This is a genomic window from Streptomyces sp. AN091965 (genome assembly GCF_022698285.1).
Classification (GTDB): domain Bacteria; phylum Actinomycetota; class Actinomycetes; order Streptomycetales; family Streptomycetaceae; genus Streptomyces.
Window position 1 is genome coordinate 7,482,641 of sequence record NZ_JALDMY010000001.1, and the last position, 18,752, is coordinate 7,501,392.

21 protein-coding genes are annotated in these 18,752 nt (G+C 70.8%); 6 read left to right on the forward strand and 15 right to left on the reverse strand.

Features of this window, described 5'->3' with window-relative positions:
- Positions 1-66 precede the first annotated feature (66 nt).
- The gene (locus tag MQV74_RS31775) at positions 67-747 is read left to right on the forward strand and encodes a S1 family peptidase (RefSeq protein WP_242725663.1); all 681 of its coding nucleotides are present in this window, start codon (positions 67-69) and stop codon (positions 745-747) included.
- Here the strand turns inward: MQV74_RS31775 and MQV74_RS31780 are convergent.
- Positions 741-989, reverse strand: coding sequence for a DUF397 domain-containing protein (locus MQV74_RS31780; RefSeq protein WP_242725665.1), 249 nt, complete (start codon positions 987-989; stop codon positions 741-743). The two genes, MQV74_RS31775 and MQV74_RS31780, sit on opposite strands and share 7 nt — an antisense overlap.
- The gene (locus MQV74_RS31785) at positions 989-1,819 is read right to left on the reverse strand and encodes a helix-turn-helix domain-containing protein (RefSeq protein WP_242725668.1); all 831 of its coding nucleotides are present in this window, start codon (positions 1,817-1,819) and stop codon (positions 989-991) included. Before MQV74_RS31785 ends, MQV74_RS31780 begins: the two co-directional genes overlap by 1 nt.
- 156 nt (positions 1,820-1,975) lie before the next feature.
- Here MQV74_RS31785 and MQV74_RS31790 point away from each other — a divergent pair, with 156 nt between their 5' ends.
- The gene (locus tag MQV74_RS31790; protein ID WP_242725671.1) at positions 1,976-2,425 is read left to right on the forward strand and encodes an ATP-binding protein; all 450 of its coding nucleotides are present in this window, start codon (positions 1,976-1,978) and stop codon (positions 2,423-2,425) included.
- A gap of 89 nt (positions 2,426-2,514) precedes the next feature.
- Here MQV74_RS31790 and MQV74_RS31795 read toward each other — a convergent pair whose 3' ends face one another.
- On the reverse strand, positions 2,515-3,186 hold the full coding sequence (locus MQV74_RS31795; RefSeq protein ID WP_242725674.1) for a DNA-binding response regulator: 672 nt from the start codon (positions 3,184-3,186) through the stop codon (positions 2,515-2,517).
- Between the two features lie 101 nt (positions 3,187-3,287).
- Here MQV74_RS31795 and MQV74_RS31800 point away from each other — a divergent pair, with 101 nt between their 5' ends.
- Positions 3,288-4,193 (forward strand): oxidoreductase, encoded by a 906-nt coding sequence (locus MQV74_RS31800; RefSeq protein ID WP_278194260.1) that lies wholly within the window; start codon positions 3,288-3,290, stop codon positions 4,191-4,193.
- A 17-nt stretch (positions 4,194-4,210) separates the two neighbouring features.
- On the opposite strand, the gene MQV74_RS31805 is transcribed toward MQV74_RS31800, so the two are convergent.
- The 6 genes from MQV74_RS31805 to MQV74_RS31830 all read right to left on the reverse strand — a co-directional run bounded on the left by MQV74_RS31805 (position 4,211) and on the right by MQV74_RS31830 (position 9,534).
- Positions 4,211-4,657, reverse strand: a complete 447-nt coding sequence (locus tag MQV74_RS31805) for an acyl-CoA thioesterase (protein WP_242725677.1) — start codon at positions 4,655-4,657, stop codon at positions 4,211-4,213.
- Positions 4,658-4,735: 78 nt separating this feature from the next.
- On the reverse strand, positions 4,736-5,368 hold the full coding sequence (locus tag MQV74_RS31810) for a hypothetical protein (protein WP_242725680.1): 633 nt from the start codon (positions 5,366-5,368) through the stop codon (positions 4,736-4,738).
- 292 nt (positions 5,369-5,660) lie between these two features.
- Positions 5,661-6,260 (reverse strand): histidine phosphatase family protein, encoded by a 600-nt coding sequence (locus tag MQV74_RS31815; RefSeq protein ID WP_242725683.1) that lies wholly within the window; start codon positions 6,258-6,260, stop codon positions 5,661-5,663.
- 135 nt (positions 6,261-6,395) lie between these two features.
- Entirely contained in the window at positions 6,396-7,613 is a 1,218-nt protein-coding gene (locus tag MQV74_RS31820; RefSeq protein ID WP_242729263.1) for an FAD-dependent monooxygenase, read from the reverse strand.
- A gap of 48 nt (positions 7,614-7,661) precedes the next feature.
- The gene (locus MQV74_RS31825) at positions 7,662-8,273 is read right to left on the reverse strand and encodes a C39 family peptidase (protein WP_242725686.1); all 612 of its coding nucleotides are present in this window, start codon (positions 8,271-8,273) and stop codon (positions 7,662-7,664) included.
- A 49-nt stretch (positions 8,274-8,322) separates the two neighbouring features.
- Positions 8,323-9,534, reverse strand: coding sequence for a pyridoxal phosphate-dependent aminotransferase (locus MQV74_RS31830; protein ID WP_242725689.1), 1,212 nt, complete (start codon positions 9,532-9,534; stop codon positions 8,323-8,325).
- 84 nt (positions 9,535-9,618) lie between these two features.
- Between MQV74_RS31830 and MQV74_RS31835 the strand changes: the two genes are divergently transcribed.
- Positions 9,619-10,254 (forward strand): winged helix-turn-helix transcriptional regulator, encoded by a 636-nt coding sequence (locus MQV74_RS31835; protein ID WP_242725692.1) that lies wholly within the window; start codon positions 9,619-9,621, stop codon positions 10,252-10,254.
- A 78-nt stretch (positions 10,255-10,332) separates the two neighbouring features.
- Here the strand turns inward: MQV74_RS31835 and MQV74_RS31840 are convergent, their stop codons facing one another.
- Both MQV74_RS31840 and MQV74_RS31845 read right to left on the reverse strand, forming a co-directional pair.
- Positions 10,333-11,085: a hypothetical protein gene (locus MQV74_RS31840; protein WP_242725695.1), complete on the reverse strand. Its 753-nt coding sequence runs from the start codon at positions 11,083-11,085 to the stop codon at positions 10,333-10,335.
- The gene (locus MQV74_RS31845; protein ID WP_242725697.1) at positions 11,085-12,365 is read right to left on the reverse strand and encodes a VWA domain-containing protein; all 1,281 of its coding nucleotides are present in this window, start codon (positions 12,363-12,365) and stop codon (positions 11,085-11,087) included. Before MQV74_RS31845 ends, MQV74_RS31840 begins: the two co-directional genes overlap by 1 nt.
- Positions 12,366-12,436: 71 nt before the next feature.
- Here MQV74_RS31845 and MQV74_RS31850 point away from each other — a divergent pair, with 71 nt between their 5' ends.
- Both MQV74_RS31850 and MQV74_RS31855 read left to right on the forward strand, forming a co-directional pair.
- Positions 12,437-13,351 (forward strand): HipA family kinase, encoded by a 915-nt coding sequence (locus MQV74_RS31850; protein ID WP_242725700.1) that lies wholly within the window; start codon positions 12,437-12,439, stop codon positions 13,349-13,351.
- A complete protein-coding gene (locus MQV74_RS31855; RefSeq protein ID WP_242725703.1) occupies positions 13,348-13,617 on the forward strand; it encodes a SelT/SelW/SelH family protein in 270 nt (89 codons plus the stop codon). Before MQV74_RS31850 ends, MQV74_RS31855 begins: the two co-directional genes overlap by 4 nt.
- A gap of 44 nt (positions 13,618-13,661) precedes the next feature.
- Here MQV74_RS31855 and MQV74_RS31860 read toward each other — a convergent pair whose 3' ends face one another.
- The 4 genes from MQV74_RS31860 to MQV74_RS31875 form a co-directional block, all read right to left on the reverse strand.
- Positions 13,662-14,507 (reverse strand): hypothetical protein, encoded by an 846-nt coding sequence (locus tag MQV74_RS31860; protein WP_242725706.1) that lies wholly within the window; start codon positions 14,505-14,507, stop codon positions 13,662-13,664.
- Between the two features lie 401 nt (positions 14,508-14,908).
- On the reverse strand, positions 14,909-15,184 hold the full coding sequence (locus MQV74_RS31865; protein ID WP_242725709.1) for a hypothetical protein: 276 nt from the start codon (positions 15,182-15,184) through the stop codon (positions 14,909-14,911).
- Complete coding sequence (locus MQV74_RS31870) at positions 15,184-17,826, reverse strand: SUMF1/EgtB/PvdO family nonheme iron enzyme (protein ID WP_242725726.1); 2,643 nt, start codon at positions 17,824-17,826, stop codon at positions 15,184-15,186. The genes MQV74_RS31865 and MQV74_RS31870 overlap by 1 nt, the downstream gene beginning before the upstream one ends.
- Entirely contained in the window at positions 17,823-18,623 is an 801-nt protein-coding gene (locus MQV74_RS31875) for a class I SAM-dependent methyltransferase (protein ID WP_242725729.1), read from the reverse strand. Before MQV74_RS31875 ends, MQV74_RS31870 begins: the two co-directional genes overlap by 4 nt.
- Positions 18,624-18,752: the final 129 nt, after the last annotated feature.

The following is an 18,752-nucleotide window of genomic DNA, read 5'->3' on the forward strand; positions in this document are numbered from 1 at the left end:
CGCCCCGCGTACGGCGCCTCCGCCACAATGGCGGCGCCCTCACCCTTCCCCCGCCGGAGGCACGCCATGAGGCTCCGCACCGCCGTGTCCCAGCTCTTGTGCGCCGTACTCCTCGGCGCCCTCGCCCTGGTGGCGGCCCCCGCCGCGGGCGCCACCGCCGCCCCGGCGCAGACACCGCTGCGCGGCGGCACCATGCTCTTCAGCCCCTCCGGCCGGTGCATGGTCGCCTTCAACGCCACCAACGGCACCCGCTACTACGGGATCATGGCGGGCCACTGCGGCGCCGTGGGCACGCAGTGGTACGCCGACCGGGGCCTCACCATCCCGGTCGGCGTCACCGAGGCAGCCGTCTTCCCCGGCAAGGACTACGCGCTGGTGCGCTTCACCAACCCCGACTACACGTACCCGAGCGAGATCGCCGCCGGTGCACAGGTCATCCGCGTCAACCGCGCCGCGAACCCTGTCGTGGGCCAGTCCGCGTGCCGCGTCGGACCCACGACAGGGACGCACTGCGGCACCGTCCAGGCCGTGAACGTCACCATCACCTACCCGCAGGGCACGGTGAGCGGCCTCTTCCGCACCACGATCTGCGCCGAGCCCGGCGACTCCGGAGGTTCCGCCTTCGGCGGCGACGCCGGGCTCGGCTTCCTGGTGGGCGGCAGCGGCAACTGCACCTCCGGCGGGACGACGTACTACCAGCCCTTGGCGCCCGTGCTCAGCGCCCACGGGCTCCGCGTGGGCTACTGAGCGCTGCCCGCGTACGCGACGAAGTCGGCCCACGCCCCCGGGGCAACGGTCAGCTGGGGCCCGGCCCGGTGCTTGGAGTCGCGGATGTGGATGGTGGTGGGGCAGGTGGCGACTTCTACGCAGTCGCCATCGCCGCCGCTGCTGTAGCTGGACTTGTGCCAGGAGAGGGCCACCTCGACGCAGTCGTCACCGTCACCGCCGCTGTAGCTGCTTTTGAACCAGGCCAGTTTGGGGGTGCTCATCATGCTCCTCGCATCCGCTCCAGCAGGCTCACCGAGTCTTCGAGGGAGAGAGCCTGTGAGCGCATCCTGGCATACCGCATCTGGAGCACGCTGATCTCTCGCGGGTCGGAGATGAACATGCCTCCTCGCTGGCCCTCGCAGTAGGCGAACCAGCGGTTCTCCGGGCTCTCAAGGAGTCGGATGGGTCCATCCAGCCCGGAGTGACTCTCTTTGACCAGCGGCATGATCTGGAGCTCGATGTTCCTGCGCTCGGCGAGCTGAAGGATGTGGTCGATGAGCTCCCGGGTCACCTCGGTCCCGCCCATGTTCCGCAGGAACAGGTGCTCTTCGAGGATGAAGCTGTACGAGGTGTTCGGCCGGTCCGTGAGGAGTTTCTGGCGCTCGACGCGCGCCGCGAGCTGGGCCTGGATCTGCTCGTCGCCCAGCGGTGGCAGCTGATTGGCGAACAGCCTCTCCGCGTACGCGGGTGTCTGCAACAGGCCTGGGATCAGGCGGCATTCGTACGTGTAGAGGGTGACAGCCTCCTGCTCAAGCTGGGCCCACCGGCGGAACCACGTGGCCAACCCCCGCTGTCGCGAAAGCTGGTTCACCATCAGCCGTAGCGTCCCGAAGGCGTCCAGGGTCGCCTCCGCCTGGTCCACGAAGCGCGGTGGCGGGAAGCGCCTGCCCTGCTCGATGGACGCGATGAAGTGTGTCGAGTAGCCGATCTCGGGGGCCAGGGTCTCTTGCGTGTACCCGGCCCTCTTGCGGAAGCTCTTCAGTGCGGCGCCGAACGCCTTGAGACCATCACTCGGTTCGGGCTCCTGTGAGCCCGGCGTGCTTGACGACATCACGGGTATCCCCTGACGCTCGCTTACCGTCCCCGCCAACGCGCCCATGCTTACGGGCAGTTACCCCCGCTGTCTACGTTTCGCACTCGTACACTTACGGAGCGTACGAGTTTGGTGCCTCCCGAACTGCGCGTTCACACGGTCACCGTGGATCGCATGCCACCCCAGGTACAAACCCCCACACCAGCACATGTGTTCACGCGGCGTATCAACGCCAGCCCGCGAGGGGCCCGCCAGGCGAGAACGCTCGCCCGCGACCAGCTGAACGGCTGGGGAATCCCTTACGGAAGCGAACTCTCCGACGCGGCGGCCCAGATCGTCGCCGAGCTGGCGGCCAACGCGGCGACGCACGGGCGGGTCCCCGGGCGCAGCTTCGAGCTGAGGCTGCTGCTGCTCGCGGGGACGCTGCGGATCGAGGCGTCGGACACCCGGGCGGAGTGCGCGCCGCCGGAGGAGGTCCGGCTGCCGCCGGAGGAGGCGGAGTCGGGCCGCGGCCTGGTCCTCGTGGCGGCGCTCGCCGAGGCGTGGGGCGTGGAGAGCCGAGAGATCGGCAAGACGGTATGGGCGACCCTGAGCAGACGACTGCCAAGCCCGTCCGGCGTTTGAGGACGAGGCGCGGAGCGCCGAAAGGCGGGGGCACGGGGGCGGCAGCGCCCGGTTCGGGAAGGGGCGGGCCCGGGGCGCCGCCGCGAGGCCTACCGCCCCCGCACCCGCACCCCCGCCTGGAAGCGAGACGTCGCCCCCACCCCCGCCATCAGCTCGGCCACCCGCCGCCGATACGTACGCAAGGACATCCCGAGCCTCCGGGCCCCGGCCTCGTCGGTCAGCCCGTCGGTCAGGGCCCCGAGCACCAGCCGGGCTTCCTCGTCGAGCGCGGGCCCGGACGCCCGCAGCGCGTCGGCGAGGGGCTCGGCCGCATCCCACGTGGCGTACAGCAACGACCGCACCCCGTCGACGACTTCGGGGACCCGCACCACCGTGTACGTACGGGGGCCGCGGGACTCCGAACCGGCGAGGACGGCGATGCGCCGGTCGATGACGATGGCCTCGCGGGCGAGGGGCGCGGACGAGATCCGCACGTCCGCGCCGGAGGCGGCGATCGCCACGAGCCGCCGCTCCGAGTACGGGTCGCCGAGGGCCCGGCGCGTGTACACCTTGCGCATGGCGAGGCCGTCGCGCGGCGCGGGCTTCCGCAGGGGCGGGCGCTTGCCGTCGGCGAAGACGGCGTTGACGCCGCCCGACCAGGTGACGAGGTCGGCGGCCCCGCACAGGAACTCCTCGCGCGCGGCGGCGAACAGGTCCCCGGCGCGCAGCACCAACTCCCGCTCCCCGCGCAGGGTGACGACGTCCTCGTGGCCCTCGCTCATTCCGCCCACCTCTCTCCACGGCCCCTCTCCGGTCGCGCTCCGGCTGGCAACAACCTGCCACCCTCCCCGTCCCGGCCCGCACCGGCTCCAGAATTGTCCCCATGCCGCACGAGAACACCACCCCGCACCGGACGAAGTCGTCCGCTTCCGCCCCCGCCGCCGCGGCCGGGCGCTGGGACGTGGGCGGTGACCTGCCCGTGAACCGCATGGGCTTCGGCGCGATGCGGCTGCCCGGCCGCACCTGGGAGGGCCCCGCGGGGGACCCCGAGGCGGCCGTCGCCGTGCTGCGCCGGGCCGTGGAACTCGGCGTCGACCACATCGACACCGCCGCGTTCTACTTCTACAAGGACCTGTCGGCCAACGCCTTCATCCGGCAGGCCCTGCACCCCTACCCGGACGACCTGGTGATCGCCACGAAGGTCGGCCCCGACCGCTCCCCGGACCACGACTGGCTGGACGCCGCGGGCCCCGAGAAGCTCAAGGCCGATGTGCACCGGAACCTGCGCCAGCTCGGCGTGGACCGCCTCGACCTCGTCTACCTGCGCTTCCTCGGCGCGGACGGCCCCGGCGACGGCCGCTTCGAAGCCCTCGCCGCACTGCGCGAGGAAGGCCTCATCCGGCACCTCGGCGTCAGCAACGCCACCGCCGCGCAACTCGCCGAGGCCCAGCGGATCGCGCCGGTCGCCGCCGTGCAGAACCGCTACAGCCCGGTGTCCCGCGACGCCGAGGCCGACGCCCTGGTCGAGCTGTGCGCCCGCCAGGGCATCGCCTTCGTGCCGTTCTTCCCCCTCGGCGGCGCGGGCGCGCCGCACATCGCCGCGCTGCGCCGGGTCGCCGAACGGCACGGCGCGAGCGCCGCGCAGGTCGGGCTCGCCTGGTCGCTCTCCGTGTCCCCGGCGGTCCTCGCCATCCCCGGCACGTCGTCGCTCGCGCACCTGGAGGAGAACGTGGCGGCGGCCGCGCTCACCCTGGACACGGAGGACCTGGCGGCACTGGGCGCGGCCTGACGCGTACCGCGTGGGGCCTACAGGTCGAGGACCCGGGCGTCCGTCGCCAGCGCCCGGAAGTACTCCTTCGGGTCGTCGACCATCCGCCGCTCCTTCAGGTCGAGCAGCCCGCCCACGCCGGTCAGCTCCGCGGCGACCGTGCCGTCCGGCTTGGTGAAGACCTGCTCGATCCTGAAGGTCTTCCGCTCGCCCCACAGGAACCGGCACGACACGGAGACCTCCTCCCCGGCCCGCAGCTCGCTGCGGTACCGCAGCGTGTTCTCCAGCGCGACCGGCCCGACGCCCTTCTCGATCAGGTCCGCCTGCCGGATCCCCGCCGCCATCAGCATCGACCACCGCGCGTGCTCCGCGTACTGGAGATACACGGCCTGGTTCAAATGCCCCTGCGTATCCGTCTCGTACCCCCGAACGGTGATCCCGACGGAGTACACCCCCGCCCCGGACTCCGACTGCTGCTCCGCCACGGTGCTCCCTTTCCCTGCTGACACGCCGCTGGTGCACGCCTCAACTGTCCGTCCTGTCCCGGCATTCCCCGCACGGGCTCAGCGGCGCCTCGGCGACGCCACCACGAAGCGGCGGCCCGTCCGCGCGTCCCCGTGCTCGCTCACCAGCCACCCCGCCCGCTCCAGCGCCGCCCCGCAGGCCCGCACGCCCTCCGGCGTCGGCTCCGACACCTCCACGGCGTCCGGCTGCACGGACTCCACCACGCGGTACCCGTCCCCGCCCGCCGTCGCGGGTGCGCGGCCCGCTGCCTCCAGGGCTATCGCCACGGCCCGCACCTGGTGCGCCCGCTCCCAAGCGCAGGGTCTCTCCCGGTCACCCTCCGGGTTCGTCATCCGGCGCAGCTCCACGAGGCCGAGCCATGCCGCCCGGACCTCGCGCTGCCGGGCGGGGCCCTCCGTGGCCGGGGTGTTCGCCTCGGTGCCGGTGCGTGGGGCGAAGACGCCCGGCTCGGGGGTCGCGGGTGCCGTCTCGGGTGCGGTGTCCGGGGGCTCGTCCCTGACACGGTGGCCCGCGGGGGTGAGGAAGTACGCGTGGGGCGGGCGGGGGTGCCTGAACGCCAGGCGCAGCCTGACCAGGGCGGTCAGCTGTGCCTCCGTGCCGCGCAGGCGGCCCGTCGCCGGGTCCGCCTCCGCGATGATCCGCCGCTGCGCGGCCGTGGTCGGCCTGGCCATGAGAGCACCACCCCCTGCGTCCGATGGTGCCCCACGCCACTGACAACGCGGTCCCTGCTGGGAGCTCCCCCATCCCGCCCCTTCCCGAAACCGGGGGCTCCGCCCCCTGGACCCCCTCATCGGCGCTCCGCACCTCGTCCTCAAACGCCGGATGGGCTGAATACCCACAGCCCGAGCCGGAGGTCTTCCAGCCCGTCCGGCGTTTGAGGACGAGCGCGTCAGCGCGATGGAGGGGCGGGCGGGTGGGGGAGAGCCCGCGCAGCGGAAGAGGGCGAGGGCAGGTGAGGGGGCGCTACGCCGAGGGGCGTAGGTTCCAGGTGGCTACTACCGGGCGGCCGTGCTCGAAGCTGAGGCGGCTGACCGTACCCGTGGCCAGCTGGAAGTGCGCCCCCGCCGCCGCGGGGAGCCCCAGCCGGCGGGCGGCCAGGACGCGGAGGAAGTGCCCGTGGGCGACCAGGAGCACGCTGCCCTCCGTGTTGGCGAGGGCCGCGTCGACCTTGGCCAGCATGCGGTCGGCCCGCGCGCCGACCTGCGACGGGGATTCGCCCGGATGCTCCGGGGGACCCGCGGTCACGCCGTCCGTGAAGAGGAACCAGTCGGGCCGCGTCCGGTGGATCTCCACCGTCGTCACGCCCTCGTACGCCCCGTAGTCCCACTCGGCGAGATCGTCGTCCACGCGCGCGTCCGCGAAGCCCGTGAGCGCGGCGGTCTCCCGCGCCCGCGCGCGCGGGCTGGTGAACGCGGCGTCGACCCGGTACTTCCCGACCAGCGGCGCAAGGGACCGCGCCTGCTCGCGGCCGTGGTCGGTGAGGGGAATGTCGGTCCAGCTCGTGTGCTGGCCGGACAGCGACCACGCCGTCTCGCCGTGCCGGACCAGGAGGAGGTCACCCATGCGCGCGTTCCGTTCTGCTCGGTTCTGCTCGGTGCGAACCGTCGCGGCGGTGACCGTATTCCATGATCCGTCCGCCACCGGGGCGGGGGCCGTCACGTCCGCCGCGGCTCCCACCGTCACCAGGGGAGGCGGCGGTCACTTCCGCCGCAGCTCCCGTCCCCCGAACGCCCCCGCGCCGTCCGCCCGCTGCCACCACGCCTCAAGGCCCGCCTGGCCGAGGGAGCGCCAGTCCGGGGTCTCCTGGACGAAGGCGCGGCCCAGGCGCCGCCCCAGGTCGACCATCGTGCGGCCCGCGACCGTGCGGTCGGCGTCGTAGGACTCCAGGGCGTCGGGCCAGGTCACCGCCGTGGTGATGGCGGACTCCAGGACGGTGGCGTCCTGGAGGGCCTTCACCGCGCCCGCGCCCGTGTGCGGCCGGGCCACCGTCGCCGCGTCGCCCGCGAGCAGCACCCGGCCCTGGGTGTAGCGCGGCGCGGTGTAGTCGTACATGGGCTGGAGGAAGAGCTCGGCCGGCGCGGTGGCGCGGACCACCGCGCCCCAGTAGGGCGGAAGGAGCACGTCGGCGACGTACGACAGATGGCCGCTGAGGGTGTCGGTGAGGCCGCCGGGCGGCAGGCTCCGGGGATGGCCGAAGCCCAGGTCCGCGTCCAGGCCGGGCGGCGGTGCCGTGTACAGCACCCAGTTCACGCGGCGCCCGCCCGTCCCGTCGGGGATGCGGTACAGGATCACGTGGCCGCCGTCGAACACGGCGTACACGCAGTCCTCGACGCCCCACAGGTCCGGGTCGGGAAGGCGCTCTTCCGGGTAGGCGCCGCGCCAGGCCAGATAGCCCGCGTACTCGGCCCGCAGGCCGGGGAACGCCGACTCGCGCACGACCGAGCGGTAGCCGTCCGCGCCGACCACCACGTCGAACCGCTCCGTGCCGTCCTCCGTCTCCACCACGGCCCCGCCCGGACAGGCCCGCACCCCGGTGACCGCGGTGGCGGTGCGGAACGTGACCGTCTCGGGCACCCGGCGCCGCAACTCGCCCCACAGCGGGCCCCAGTTGTACGTCCGGAACGGGAAGGGCGTCACCGCGACCGGGTGCCCGCGCGGATCCGGTGCCGCGTCGTCGCGCACGTACCAGCGGCGGCGGACGAGCTGCACCCACTGCATGTCCGCGTCCAGGTAGCCCGCCGACTCCAGCTCCGCGTAGCGGGAGTTGTGGACGGCCAGACCCACGCCCCGGTCGGCGAGGCGGCCCGCCGCCCGCTCGTACACGGTGATCTCGTCCGCGCCGCCCCGGTGCGCGGCCAGTGCGGACGCGCAGCCCGCGACGCTGCCGCCCACCACGGCGACCCTGCCCGAATGCATCATCGCGCCATCCTGGCAGGGCGGGTGACGTCCTGTCATGACCAAAGGTCAGCGCATGGATACACCGCGTCCGGCGAAGAACGGCTCGAACTCCGCGCGCGGGAGCTCCGCCGTGCGCGTGGGCGCGTCGATCCCCGAGGGGTTGTGGAAGTGCAGGCCTCCGTCCGCCGTGCGCGCCGTGACCAGGACCAGATGTCCGCCGCGGCCGGGCGCCGGGCGCTCCGGGCGGCGGATCTCGAAGTGCACGGACGCGATCACCGTGTGCCCGGAGTCGACGAGGTCGCACACCTCGTCGAGCGTCAGGTGGCGGTGCACCGCCGCTTCGATGCCGTGCGCCTCGCGCACGTACTCGACGAACGGCGCGTAGATCAGCCCCTTGATCGTGCCGTCGGCGGGGTCCTCCGTGTACGCGCCGTACTTGAGGGCCCCGTCGCGTAGCTCGAAGAGCGAGGGCGCGCCCTCGCCGAGGGCCATCCGCAGACAGGTGAGGCCGCACAGGTGCTTGCACCAGCGCGCGTAGTCGTCGAGCGTGGCCGCGCCCGAGTCGCGCCAGGCGGGGTCGTCGGCCGCGTCGTGGCCCTCGTACACGATCTTCCCGACCAGGCCGGGCGAGGCGAACTGGGTCAGGGAAGGGACCTGGCAGGTGGGACAGTCGGCCACGGGCGTGCTCCTCGTCGCGGCGCGGCCCCGGCGCCGGGGCCGCGCGGGGCTACTGGCGATAGCCGCTCAGGAAGCGGCCGATGCGGCTGATCGCCGCGTCGAGATCGTCAGCGTACGGGAGCGTCAGGATGCGGAAGTGGTCCGGGTGCGGCCAGTTGAAGCCGGTGCCCTGGACGACCTGGATCTTCTCCTGGAGCAGCAGGTCGAGGACGAACTTCTCGTCGTCGTGGATGGCGTGCACCTTGGGGTCCAGGCGCGCGAAGGCGTACAGAGCGCCCTTCGGCTTCACACAGCTGACCCCGGGGATCTCGTTGAGCTTCTGCCAGGCGCGGTCGCGCTGCTCGTGCAGGCGGCCGCCGGGCGCGGTCAGCTCGTGGATGGACTGCCGGCCGCCGAGCGCCGCCTGGATCGCGAACTGGGCGGGCGCGTTGGCGCACAGCCGCATGGAGGCCAGCATCGTCAGGCCCTCCAGATAGTCCCGCGCGTGCTGCTTCGGGCCCGTCACGACCAGCCAGCCGGAGCGGAAGCCCGCCACCCGGTACGTCTTGGAGAGCCCGCAGAAGGTGAGCACCACCAGGTCGGGGGCCAGTGCGGCGACGCTGTGGTGCACCGCGTCGTCGTACAGGATCTGGTCGTAGATCTCGTCGGCGAACACCATCAGGCCGTGGCGGCGCGCCAGGTCGAGGATGCCTTCGAGGACCTCGCGCGGGTAGACGGCGCCCGTCGGGTTGTTCGGGTTGATGATCACGACGGCCTTGGTGCGGTCGGTGATCTTCGCGGCCATGTCGTCGAGGTCGGGGTACCAGTCGGCCTGCTCGTCGCACAGGTAGTGCACGGCCTTGCCCCCGGAGAGGGTGGTCACGGCCGTCCACAGCGGGAAGTCGGGGGCCGGGATGAGGACTTCGTCGCCGTTCTCCAGGAGAGCCTGCACGGCCATGGTGACCAGCTCGGACACGCCGTTGCCGAGGAAGACGTCGTCCACGGAGACGTCGTCGATGCCCAGCGCCTGATAGCGCTGCGCCACCGCGCGGCGGGCGGAGAGGACACCTCGGGAGTCCGTGTAGCCGTGGGCGCTCGGGAGCATCCGGATCATGTCCTGGACGATTTCCTCGGGCGCCTCGAAGCCGAACAGGGCGGGGTTGCCGGTGTTCAGCCGCAGCACGCTGTGGCCCGCCTCCTCCAGGGCGTTCGCGTGCTCGATGACCGGGCCCCGGATCTCGTAACAGACCTCGCTGAGCTTGCTGGACTGCCGGAACTCCATGCGGTGTGCCTCCCGTAGCGTGGGTTCCTTGGTTTTACCAAGCTAGAGCTTGGAAAGTCCAACAGCTTGTCTAGACTGCGACGCATGCCATATCGACCGCGCCGTAGCTACGACCAGTTCTGTGCCGCCGCCCGTGCCCTCGACGCCGTCGGAGACCGCTGGACCCTGCTGATCGTCCGCGAACTGCTCCTCGGCCCGCGCCGCTACACCGATCTGCACGCCGACCTGCCGGGCGTCAGCACCGACGTGCTCGCCTCGCGCCTGAAGGACCTGGAGCAGTCGGGCCTCGCCACCCGCCGCAGACTGCCGCCGCCCGCCGCCGCGGCCGTGTACGAACTCACCGCGCGCGGCCGGGAGCTGACGCCCGTCCTGCGCGCCCTCGCTGCCTGGGGCGCCCCCGAACTCGCCGAGCGCCGCCCCACCGACGCGGTCCGCGCCCACTGGTTCGCGCTGCCGCTCCTCGACGCTCTCGCCCTGGCGGAGGGCCTGGTGGAGCTGAGCCTGGAGGAAGGCGAGTTCCACGTACGGACGGACGGCGACGGGCTTGTCTCGTACGGGGACGGGCTCGCGCCCGAGGCGCCCGACGCGCGCGTCACCCTGGACGCGGGGACGGCCGTCGAGATCGGCCGGGGCGTGCTGAGCGTGGCCGACGGGGTGCGGGCGGGGCGGATCGCCGTGACCGGGGACGGGCCGCTGGCCAAGGCCTTGCGGGAAGGGTGAGGGGCCCAGGGGGCTGAGCCCCTGGACCCCTCTACGGCACCTCCCCTGGATCCCTCTACGGCGCCTCGCGCCTCGTCCTCACACGCCGGACGGGCTCGTGGGAGGCCTGCCGTTGCCGCGCGTCAGGGAGTAGCCGCCCACGCCCGCCAGCGCGGCGAGGACGCCGCCGACGCCCGTCCAGACCCAGCGGTCCGTCCACCAGCCCGAGGACCAGCCGTCCTCGGGCTCGGCGGCGGAGGGCTTGGAGCCCGGCACCAGCGGGTCGCCCAGGGTGCCGTCCACCGCGGCCGAGCCGCCGACGTCCTTCGACGTGGCCTCGACCTCGGCGGTGACCGGCTGGCCCAGGTCGGCGGTGCGCAGGCCGGTCGCCGTCAGGCGCACGTAGTACGTGCCCGGCAGCGGGTCGTTGGCCCACGGCTCCGACCAGGCGCGCACCGTGCGCAGGGTGCAGGCGAGCTCGACCGATTCGCCCGCGGCCTCGCGCGCCTGCATGCCGTACATGCAGGACTGGCGGCGTCGCAGGCCGTCGTACACGTCGATCCGCCACTTGGCGCCGGACGCCTCCGCGGCGGACCCGGGCAGCTTCACGGTCGCCTTGACCGTGGGCCGCTGGCCGGAGTCCGCGGGGAAGGACCAGTACAGGTAGTCGCCGGTGGAGGCGCTCGCCGTGGCCTTGTGGCCCTGCTCGATCTCCGTCGCCGTACGGAAGGAGGTGCCCGCGTCGGTGCGCTCCTTGTCGTCGTCACCGGAGGCCGCGAACGCCGGTCCCGAGGCCAGCAGCGCGCTGAGGCCGAGCAGGCCCGCGGCCGCCAACAGACGTGTCCTACGCATCAGTTGGTCCTCCAGACGGCGACGCGCCAGCGCGAGATCCAGCCCCACAGCACACCGCCCACGAAGCCGGTGAGCACGAGCGCGCCGAGCAGCCACCAGCCGCGGCCGAGGCCGAAGGCCGCCACGTCGGACGAGCCGTCGGGCGCGTCCACGACGTCGACGGCCAGTTCGAGGGGCAGACCGGGCTTGCCCTTGGCCGCGGCCCCCGCGGCGGCAGCGTAGGAGTGGGACACCTGGAGGCAGACGGTCTCCTTCTCCTCGTCCTCGTCGTCGCGCTCGGGCTTCGGATACCGGAGCCCTGTGGAGATCACGTCCGTACGGCCGTCCCCGGCCTCCGAGCCGCGCACGATCTCGCGGTCGTGCTTCGTCACGGCCCGCAGGAGCACGCCGTAGTCGTTGTTCACGGCCCGGTCGGCGCCCACGCTCACGGAGGCGCGCAGCTCCTTGCCGGGCGCCACGTCCACGCGGTACCAGCGGTGCTCGCCGAACCCGGCGCGGTCGGTGTACAGGCCGGGCTTGAGCTCCGGCGCGGCCGAGCAGCTGTCGGCGCCGTCGACGGCCACGGGGTTGACGACCGGATCGGCCGCGCGGTCCACCAGCTGGCCCACCCGGTCGGTGAGTTCGTCGGTGTGCCGGACGGAGGTGTACGTGCCGCCGGTGGCTTCGGCGATGCAGCTCAGCTGCGCGCGCATCTTGGTGTTCGGGACCAGGCCCAGGGTGTCGACGGTCAGGTTGATGCCCTTGGCCGCGATCTCCCGCGCCACCTCGCACGGGTCGAGGGGCTGGCACGTGTCCTCGCCGTCGCTGATGAGGACGATGCGGCGCGAGCCCTCGCCGCCCTTCAGGTCGTCGGCGGCCTTCAGGAGGGCCGGGCCGATCGGGGTCCAGCCGGTCGGCGAGAGCGTGGCCACCGCCGTCTTGGCGTCCGTGCGGTCCAGCGGGCCGACCGGGTAGAGCTGCTCGGTGTCCTTGCAACCCGTCTTGCGGTCGTCGCCGCGGTAGTTGGCGCCGAGGGTGCGGATGCCGAGCTCGACGTCCTCGGGGGTGGCGTCGAGCACCTCGTTGAAGGCCTGCTTCGCCGCGGCCATCCGGCTCTTGCCGTCGATGTCGCGGGCCCGCATCGAGCCGCTCACGTCGAGGAGGAGCTCGACCTTGGGCTTCGCCCCGCCCTCGCTGTCGTCCGGTTCGTCGGCCGCGTGGGCGACGGTGGGCGCGATGCCCATGCTCAGGGCCGCGAACAGGGCACAGAGCCCCGCCGCGAGCCGTTTTCTGGTGATCATCAGCGGATCCTATGGATCAAGGCGGGTCCGCTCCAAAAAAGCAGTTGAGGGCGCCGGTTAGGGTGGCGGGTGTGCTGCGAGAAGTGACGGCTGTCCGATATCTGGAACCCCTGCGGGCGGGCGGCTCCGTGCCCGGAGTCGTCGAGGCCGACGACCTCGGGACCTACGTCCTGAAGTTCACCGGCTCCGCGCAGGGCCGCAAGGCGCTCGTCGCCGAGATCGTCGTCGGGGAGCTGGCCCGCCGCCTCGGGCTGCGCGTGCCTGAGCTGGTCCTCGCCCACTTCGACCCGGCCCTCGGCGCGCACGAGCCGCACCAGGAGGTCCAGGACCTGCTGCACCGCAGCGCGGGCCTCAACCTGGGCATGGACTATCTGCCCGGGGCGCACGACTTCACCCCGGACACCGACCTCGACGTGGACCCGCTGGAGGCGGGCAAGGTGGTCTGGCTCGACGCCCTCACCGCGAACGTCGACCGCACCGTGCACAGCTCGAACCTCATGGTCTGGCCCACGTTCGGCGTCCGCCCGCCGCGCCTGTGGCTCATCGACCACGGCGCCGCCCTGGTCTTCCACCACCGCTGGGACGCCGCGTCGGTCCTTGCCACGGCCGAGAAGGCGTACGACTTCCGCCAGCACGCGCTCGGCCGCTACGGCCCCGACACGCGCGCGGCCGACGCGGAGCTCGCGCCGCTGGTCACCGAGGACCTGCTGCGCACGGTCACGGCGGACGTCCCCGACGCCTGGCTCGCCGACGAGCCGGGCTTCGCGACCCCCGACGCCCTGCGCGAGGCCTACGTCACCTACCTGACGGCCCGCGCCCGCGCCTCCACGACCTGGCTCCCCACGGACTTCCCGCCCCGCGCCCAACTGGCCGCCGAGGACGCCCTCCGCGCCCAGGCCACGGAGGCCTCCCGCCCGGCCTGGCTGAAGCGGGTCCCGAACCTCCACGGCAAGCCCGACCCGCGTCCCGCGAAGAGGTATCCATGAGCCACCGTGTAGAGATCGAGTACTGCACCCAGTGCCGCTGGCTGCCTCGTGCGGCCTGGCTGGCCCAGGAACTCCTGACCACCTTCGAGACGGAGCTCGACGAACTCGCCCTCAAGCCGGGCACGGGCGGCGTGTTCCTGGTCAGGGTGGACGACGAAACGGTCTGGGACCGCCGTGACCAGGGCTTCCCCGAGCCCACGGCCGTCAAGCGCCTGGTACGTGACCGAGTGGCCCCGGGGCGAAGTCTGGGCCACTCGGAGCGCTGACCTGGTACTGGGTCCCGGACGGCCGTAGCGCCACCAGGACGGATTCAACGGCTCCTTCCGCCACGCAGGGAGGAGAGCACCAGACGTCCGTAGCGTGTTGTCAGTCCGCCGACCGTTGCCGCGAATGCGGCGGCAACGGCGATCAGCAGGTGGACAGGGTGTTCGTCCCCCAGGACCTGGAGAATGGAGAGAGCGGTGCTGAGCGGGAGTCCAAGAATGGTGAGGACTCCCAGGGCGCCGGCGATCTGCTGGCTCTCCTGGGTCTGGACCAGCCGGCTGTAGTCGGCCGCCTCGCCCAGAATTTCAGCGAATCGTTCCGAGAGGCGATACTGCGCCTGATATGCGAGGAGCAGTTCATTGGCGGGGCCGTGTGCGGTGAGGTGCTGGCGCCAATACGTGCTGCGGAAATGGGCGATGTGCTGTTCCAGATCCCCAACCCGGCGAGCCAGGCCAGGGCCTTCGAAGACGGCGGACAGGTCGTCGGTGAGAGCGTCGATGTGATCGCGCTGGATCGTGCCCAGCAGCAGGGCGTCGAGATAGACGGTGCGGGCGTGCAGAGCTGCGAAGCCGTAGAAGTCGTTCGCGCCTGTGTCGGTACGGTGCCCGAGGAATGCGGTGCCGTGCCGCAGTACCAAGGCGCTCCAGTCTGCGGAGATGCGTACGGCCTCCTGCTCCACCGCAGGGAAGCGTTCCGGTGCCATCGGAAAGTCTGCCTCCGTGGAGCGCGAAGCGAGAGACCACAGCCAGCGGTCGGCGGACGGCGGCAGGTTGCCGGAGGGCTCGCGGAGGGCCGGGACGTGGGTGGTGCCCGGGGAGAAGAACGCGATCGTGTAGGGAAGCGCCATGGGGAAGGGGCCCGCGGGCAGCCGCGTATCGGCGATGCCAGCCACGAGAACTGCGGGATCGAGAGGGCCAGTGAGCGGATCGGTGCCTCCGGCTTGCCGACGGGCCATCGCGCGCAGAGTGGAGAGCAGGTGTGGTCCGGACACCCGAAGGTGAAATATTGCCAGCCCCCGGCGTGGAGAACTGGAGGTCGGGGCATGCAGGAGTTCCAGTCCGCAGAGATGGAGCGGCCCGTCAGAGATGGACGTCGCGCGATGCCAGCGCCGTCCGTACAGGGCCCGGGCTGCTGCCGGAGCGAAGTACGTCTGCCTGGTCGCTGTGTCAGCGCGACGCGTGCCCTGCTCGATGGGGAGGGGGCCGGATGGCCAGGGCGGATCCACGTTGAGGTGTACAGGCACGATGACGGAGATCGACTGACGCACACCGGTGAGGTCGGAGAGGTCAGCGGTCAACGGTAGTAGGCCTCGGGATCCGGCTGGTCGAGTCGGATGACGAACTCGGCTCGCCACGAGGGCCGCTGGGGCAGGTGGAAGCGAACGCGCTCGCCGGTGCGTATGGTGCGGAATCCCTCGGTCACGATGTCCGTGTAGTCGAAGCTGTAGTGACTGCCGTCCTCCTCGTCCTGGACGACGTACATGCCCTGCTTGCCGTTTGCTCCTCCACCGGCCGTCCGCCGGTCCACGATCACACCGTAGTGCGGTGCCAGGTGGTTGTCCGAAGTCATCACTCCTCCACCGGGACGTCGTCGACATCCATGACACAGCGGAAGCCCACTGCGTTGCTGCCGCCTCGTTTGCGGTACACGCCTTTCGAACTGGCCTGCACCGCACGCAGCGGGTTGTCGTAGCTACCCCCACAGATCACGGCCTCACCGGGATCTTGGAGCGTGGTCGCAGTCCATTCCCATACATTGCCCGCCATCCCCACGATCCCGTAGGGGGAGATGTTCGCGGGGTGGGCGTCAACCGGCGTGGCGTGGGCACGGCGTATCGCGACCCCGGCGAATTCTGTCTTCCACGCCTGATAGGTGATCACAGGACGGCCGACCCACGCGTCGGCACAGTTCACCGGCGGGTCATCCGCTGAGTCACCCCACGGGAACAACCGTCCGTCCGTGCCGCGTGCTGCGGCCTCCCACTCCAGTGCCGTCGGGAGCCGCTTTCCTTCAAACGCAGCGAAGGCGTACGCGCTCCACCAGTTCACACACTTGGCCGGATGGGTGTCGTTCGCCGGATCCGAGTAATAGGCGGGGTCGCTGAGCCGGTCAGTCCACGGCTGATGGGTGACCGTCGATGGCTGCTCAGGGTGGTCCCACTCAGACGTGCCGTCAGGACGAAGAGAGGCCAGGAACTCGCGGTAGCGAGCCACCGTTACGGGATGTCGATCGAAGCGCACAGGTCGGGAAACGCGCCGCAGCAGCAGGCGTTCGGCCGGCCCCACCACGTACACACCAGTAGGAAGTACGCAGTCGTCACTGCGCGGCGCCGGAATGCGCGCGCGAAAGGCCCGCACTTGCTCCGTCAGATGGCTGGACTCCGTCGTGACGGAGCCAGGGTTCGTGGCCAAATACCTGGCGGCTAGCAGTTCCTGATAGGCAGAATGGGTGAAGGCGAGCCTGTCGTCACCCGCCGGGCGGAACAGCGGGCGCAGCAGGAAGGCGGAGAAATCGGGTCGGCCGCCGACGAAGGCCTCCGCGCCGAGCAGCCGGTACAAGTCGAGTACGGAGAAGACCGTCTGCCGGGTGAGGAACGCTCGACCGAGCACCGCAGCGAGACGGGGCGCGAGTTCTTCGAGCCCGGCGTCGGCCAGTACTCGTGCCACATGAGCGCCCAGCAGGACGTCGAGCGGTCCGGCTTCCCTGCGGACCGTGCCGCTTGAGGTGCTCAGTTTGCGCTCCAGGGGGGTCGGCCCTTGCGCTGACAACCGCACCAAGTGAAATCGCGGCAGACGGTCCGGGTCGACACCGTTCGCATACATCTGCTCGACGAGTTGTTCGGAGTGTGCCGCACCGCGGTCGAGGAGCTGCCGTATCGGTGGGGAGTCGGCAAGGAACGACACCCGGGAGCTCATCACGACCGACGATTCGGCGGACAGCACTGGTGCCAGGTCAGCGAAGAGGCGTAGGAAGCCACCGGGGCTCGCCTCGTCCACGGCTTCATCCACCGCGTCGAGTACACACAGTGCCGAGCCTGAGCGAATGAGGTAGAGGAAGAGGTCGAACACGCGTGACTTCTCTACACGTAAGCACGGAGCGAGACGTTGCGCCGCGAAGTCGGGGAACGCTTCGTCTTTGGGTTTGAGGCTCAGATCGAAATAGAAGCGGAAGCGTTGGCCTGCCCTCTCTACAGCCAGGGTGCGCAGCAACGTTGACTTGCCGCTTCCGGGGCGGCCGACGAGTAGAACGTTCGCTGATTGTCCCGCCAGACGCTCCAAGAGTGTCTGCGCGTCCTCGGCCTCATCGATGTGAAGGTCGCCCGTGCGGGCATCGATGGCGAGTGCGGTAGCCGAAACCAGAGTGGAGGAGGAGAGCTCTGCCCCGTAGAGATCGTTGGGCTGCGACGTGAGCGGTGCAAGGTGCGAGTCGAGATCTATGAGGGTGGATAGAAAACCGTCATAGCGCACGCATCGGTAGTCCGTCCCGAGTAGATCGTCCAGAGACTCTGGTGTGCCGTCCAGAATCACGAATCGGGTGAGCTTCGGTAGCCGTGTGCGCAGCAACTCGCCGCCGTCCGAGCTGAGGACCGTACGCAACTCGGTACTGTCCTTGGAGAGCAGCAGCTCCACATACTCCAGGCGGATTCCTGACTCTCGGCACAGTAACTGGTAAACGGTGTCGGAGGAGAGCACGAACCGCTTGGCTAGGCGATAGCCGAGGGTCACGTAGAGTCCGGCGAGGAACTCGCAGCGACGCGCCACCTCCGGTGCCATGCGGGGCCCATCACCAGTGAGTACGGAACTTCCTGTGCTGGTGAACCAGGCAAGAACATCGACAAGTCGACGGACTGCAAGAAGACCGTCTTCTTCAGCGATCTCATAGCCGTCATGCGTGGAGCGGTTGCGTAGGCGACGGATATCGTCCAGCGCGTCCAGCACGGGCGCACTGCGGATGTGCGGGCGGCAGCGCTTGATCAGGTCGTTCAGGCTCCGGCCCGAGGGGTCGCCTTCGATTGCGTGATGCTGCCACAGTCGCTTCAGCAGTTTCTCGGTGAGCCGTCCGACCAGCGCGATGGCATTCTCGGGATATCCATCACTGAGTGAGCGCAAGGGCCGTTCCAGATCCAGGCCTAGGTGCTCGGCGATCCGGGTGTGGTCGTCGAGTTCCGTGCGCAGACGGTGAAGGCGTTCGTCGACCTGCCGGGCAGTCACGTGGCACATCCTCGTGCAGCCGTGATGCGCGCGTTGCGCCGCACGCCGACGATGAAGGCGAATCGGTCGGGGAAGACCAGCTCCTCCTCGGGGTGAGCTGCCCGCATTTCCTTGATTCCAGCCTCAAGTGCGGTGTCGTCGAAATCCGAGAGAAGTGACATGTAGCGGCCGCGCACCATTTCCATATAGCGATCGCGGTCGATGCGGAGCTCATGTTGTACGTGGGTGATCCGGGTGTCGAGCCCGGCCGCGGTCAGGTGGTCAGCGATGTCTTCAGGGTCGGGCTGGAGTTCTTCGAAGTGCCGCAGTGCGGACGCGAAGAGTGGGTATTCGATGGTCTTGGGCAGCATCACGACAAGCAGTCGGCCGCCGGGGGAGAGTCGACGGGCGAGCCCTGCCAGAGTCCGGTCGGGATCGGCGAGATGGTGCACTGACTCCTTGAGCCAGACCGCGTCGAGCTCTTCGTACGGCAGTGCGGTCCGTGCCTCGGCTATGTCCTCGGCAGGCGCTTCGATCGGGGTCAGACCTGCGGGCGGGGGATCGCCCATGGCGTGCAGCATGGCACGGGAGGGGTCGATGCAGAGGATGGGCTGCTCGGGTCCGACTGTACGAGCGATCTCCCGGGCGAACAGTCCAGTGCCGCAGCCGACATCGGCCATGCGGTCGGTGGTGGAGAGGGAGAGGGCCTCGGCGAGCCGCGCGGACATCCATTGGACGTAACCGGGCCGGTAATTCCAGTGCTTGTCGTAGTCGGCGGCGACTTCCTCGTAGTGCTCGTGTACATCCCCGTTCGGCAACTGAGTCCCCTCGTCGCACGGCACCGTCAGCGCTTCAGGCCTCAGGCTATCGAGGGAGGGGGCAGCTGCAAGCCAGTTGGGTCCTTCTCCAACCGGAAACCGGACAGCAGAAGGACCCACCGCGAAGGC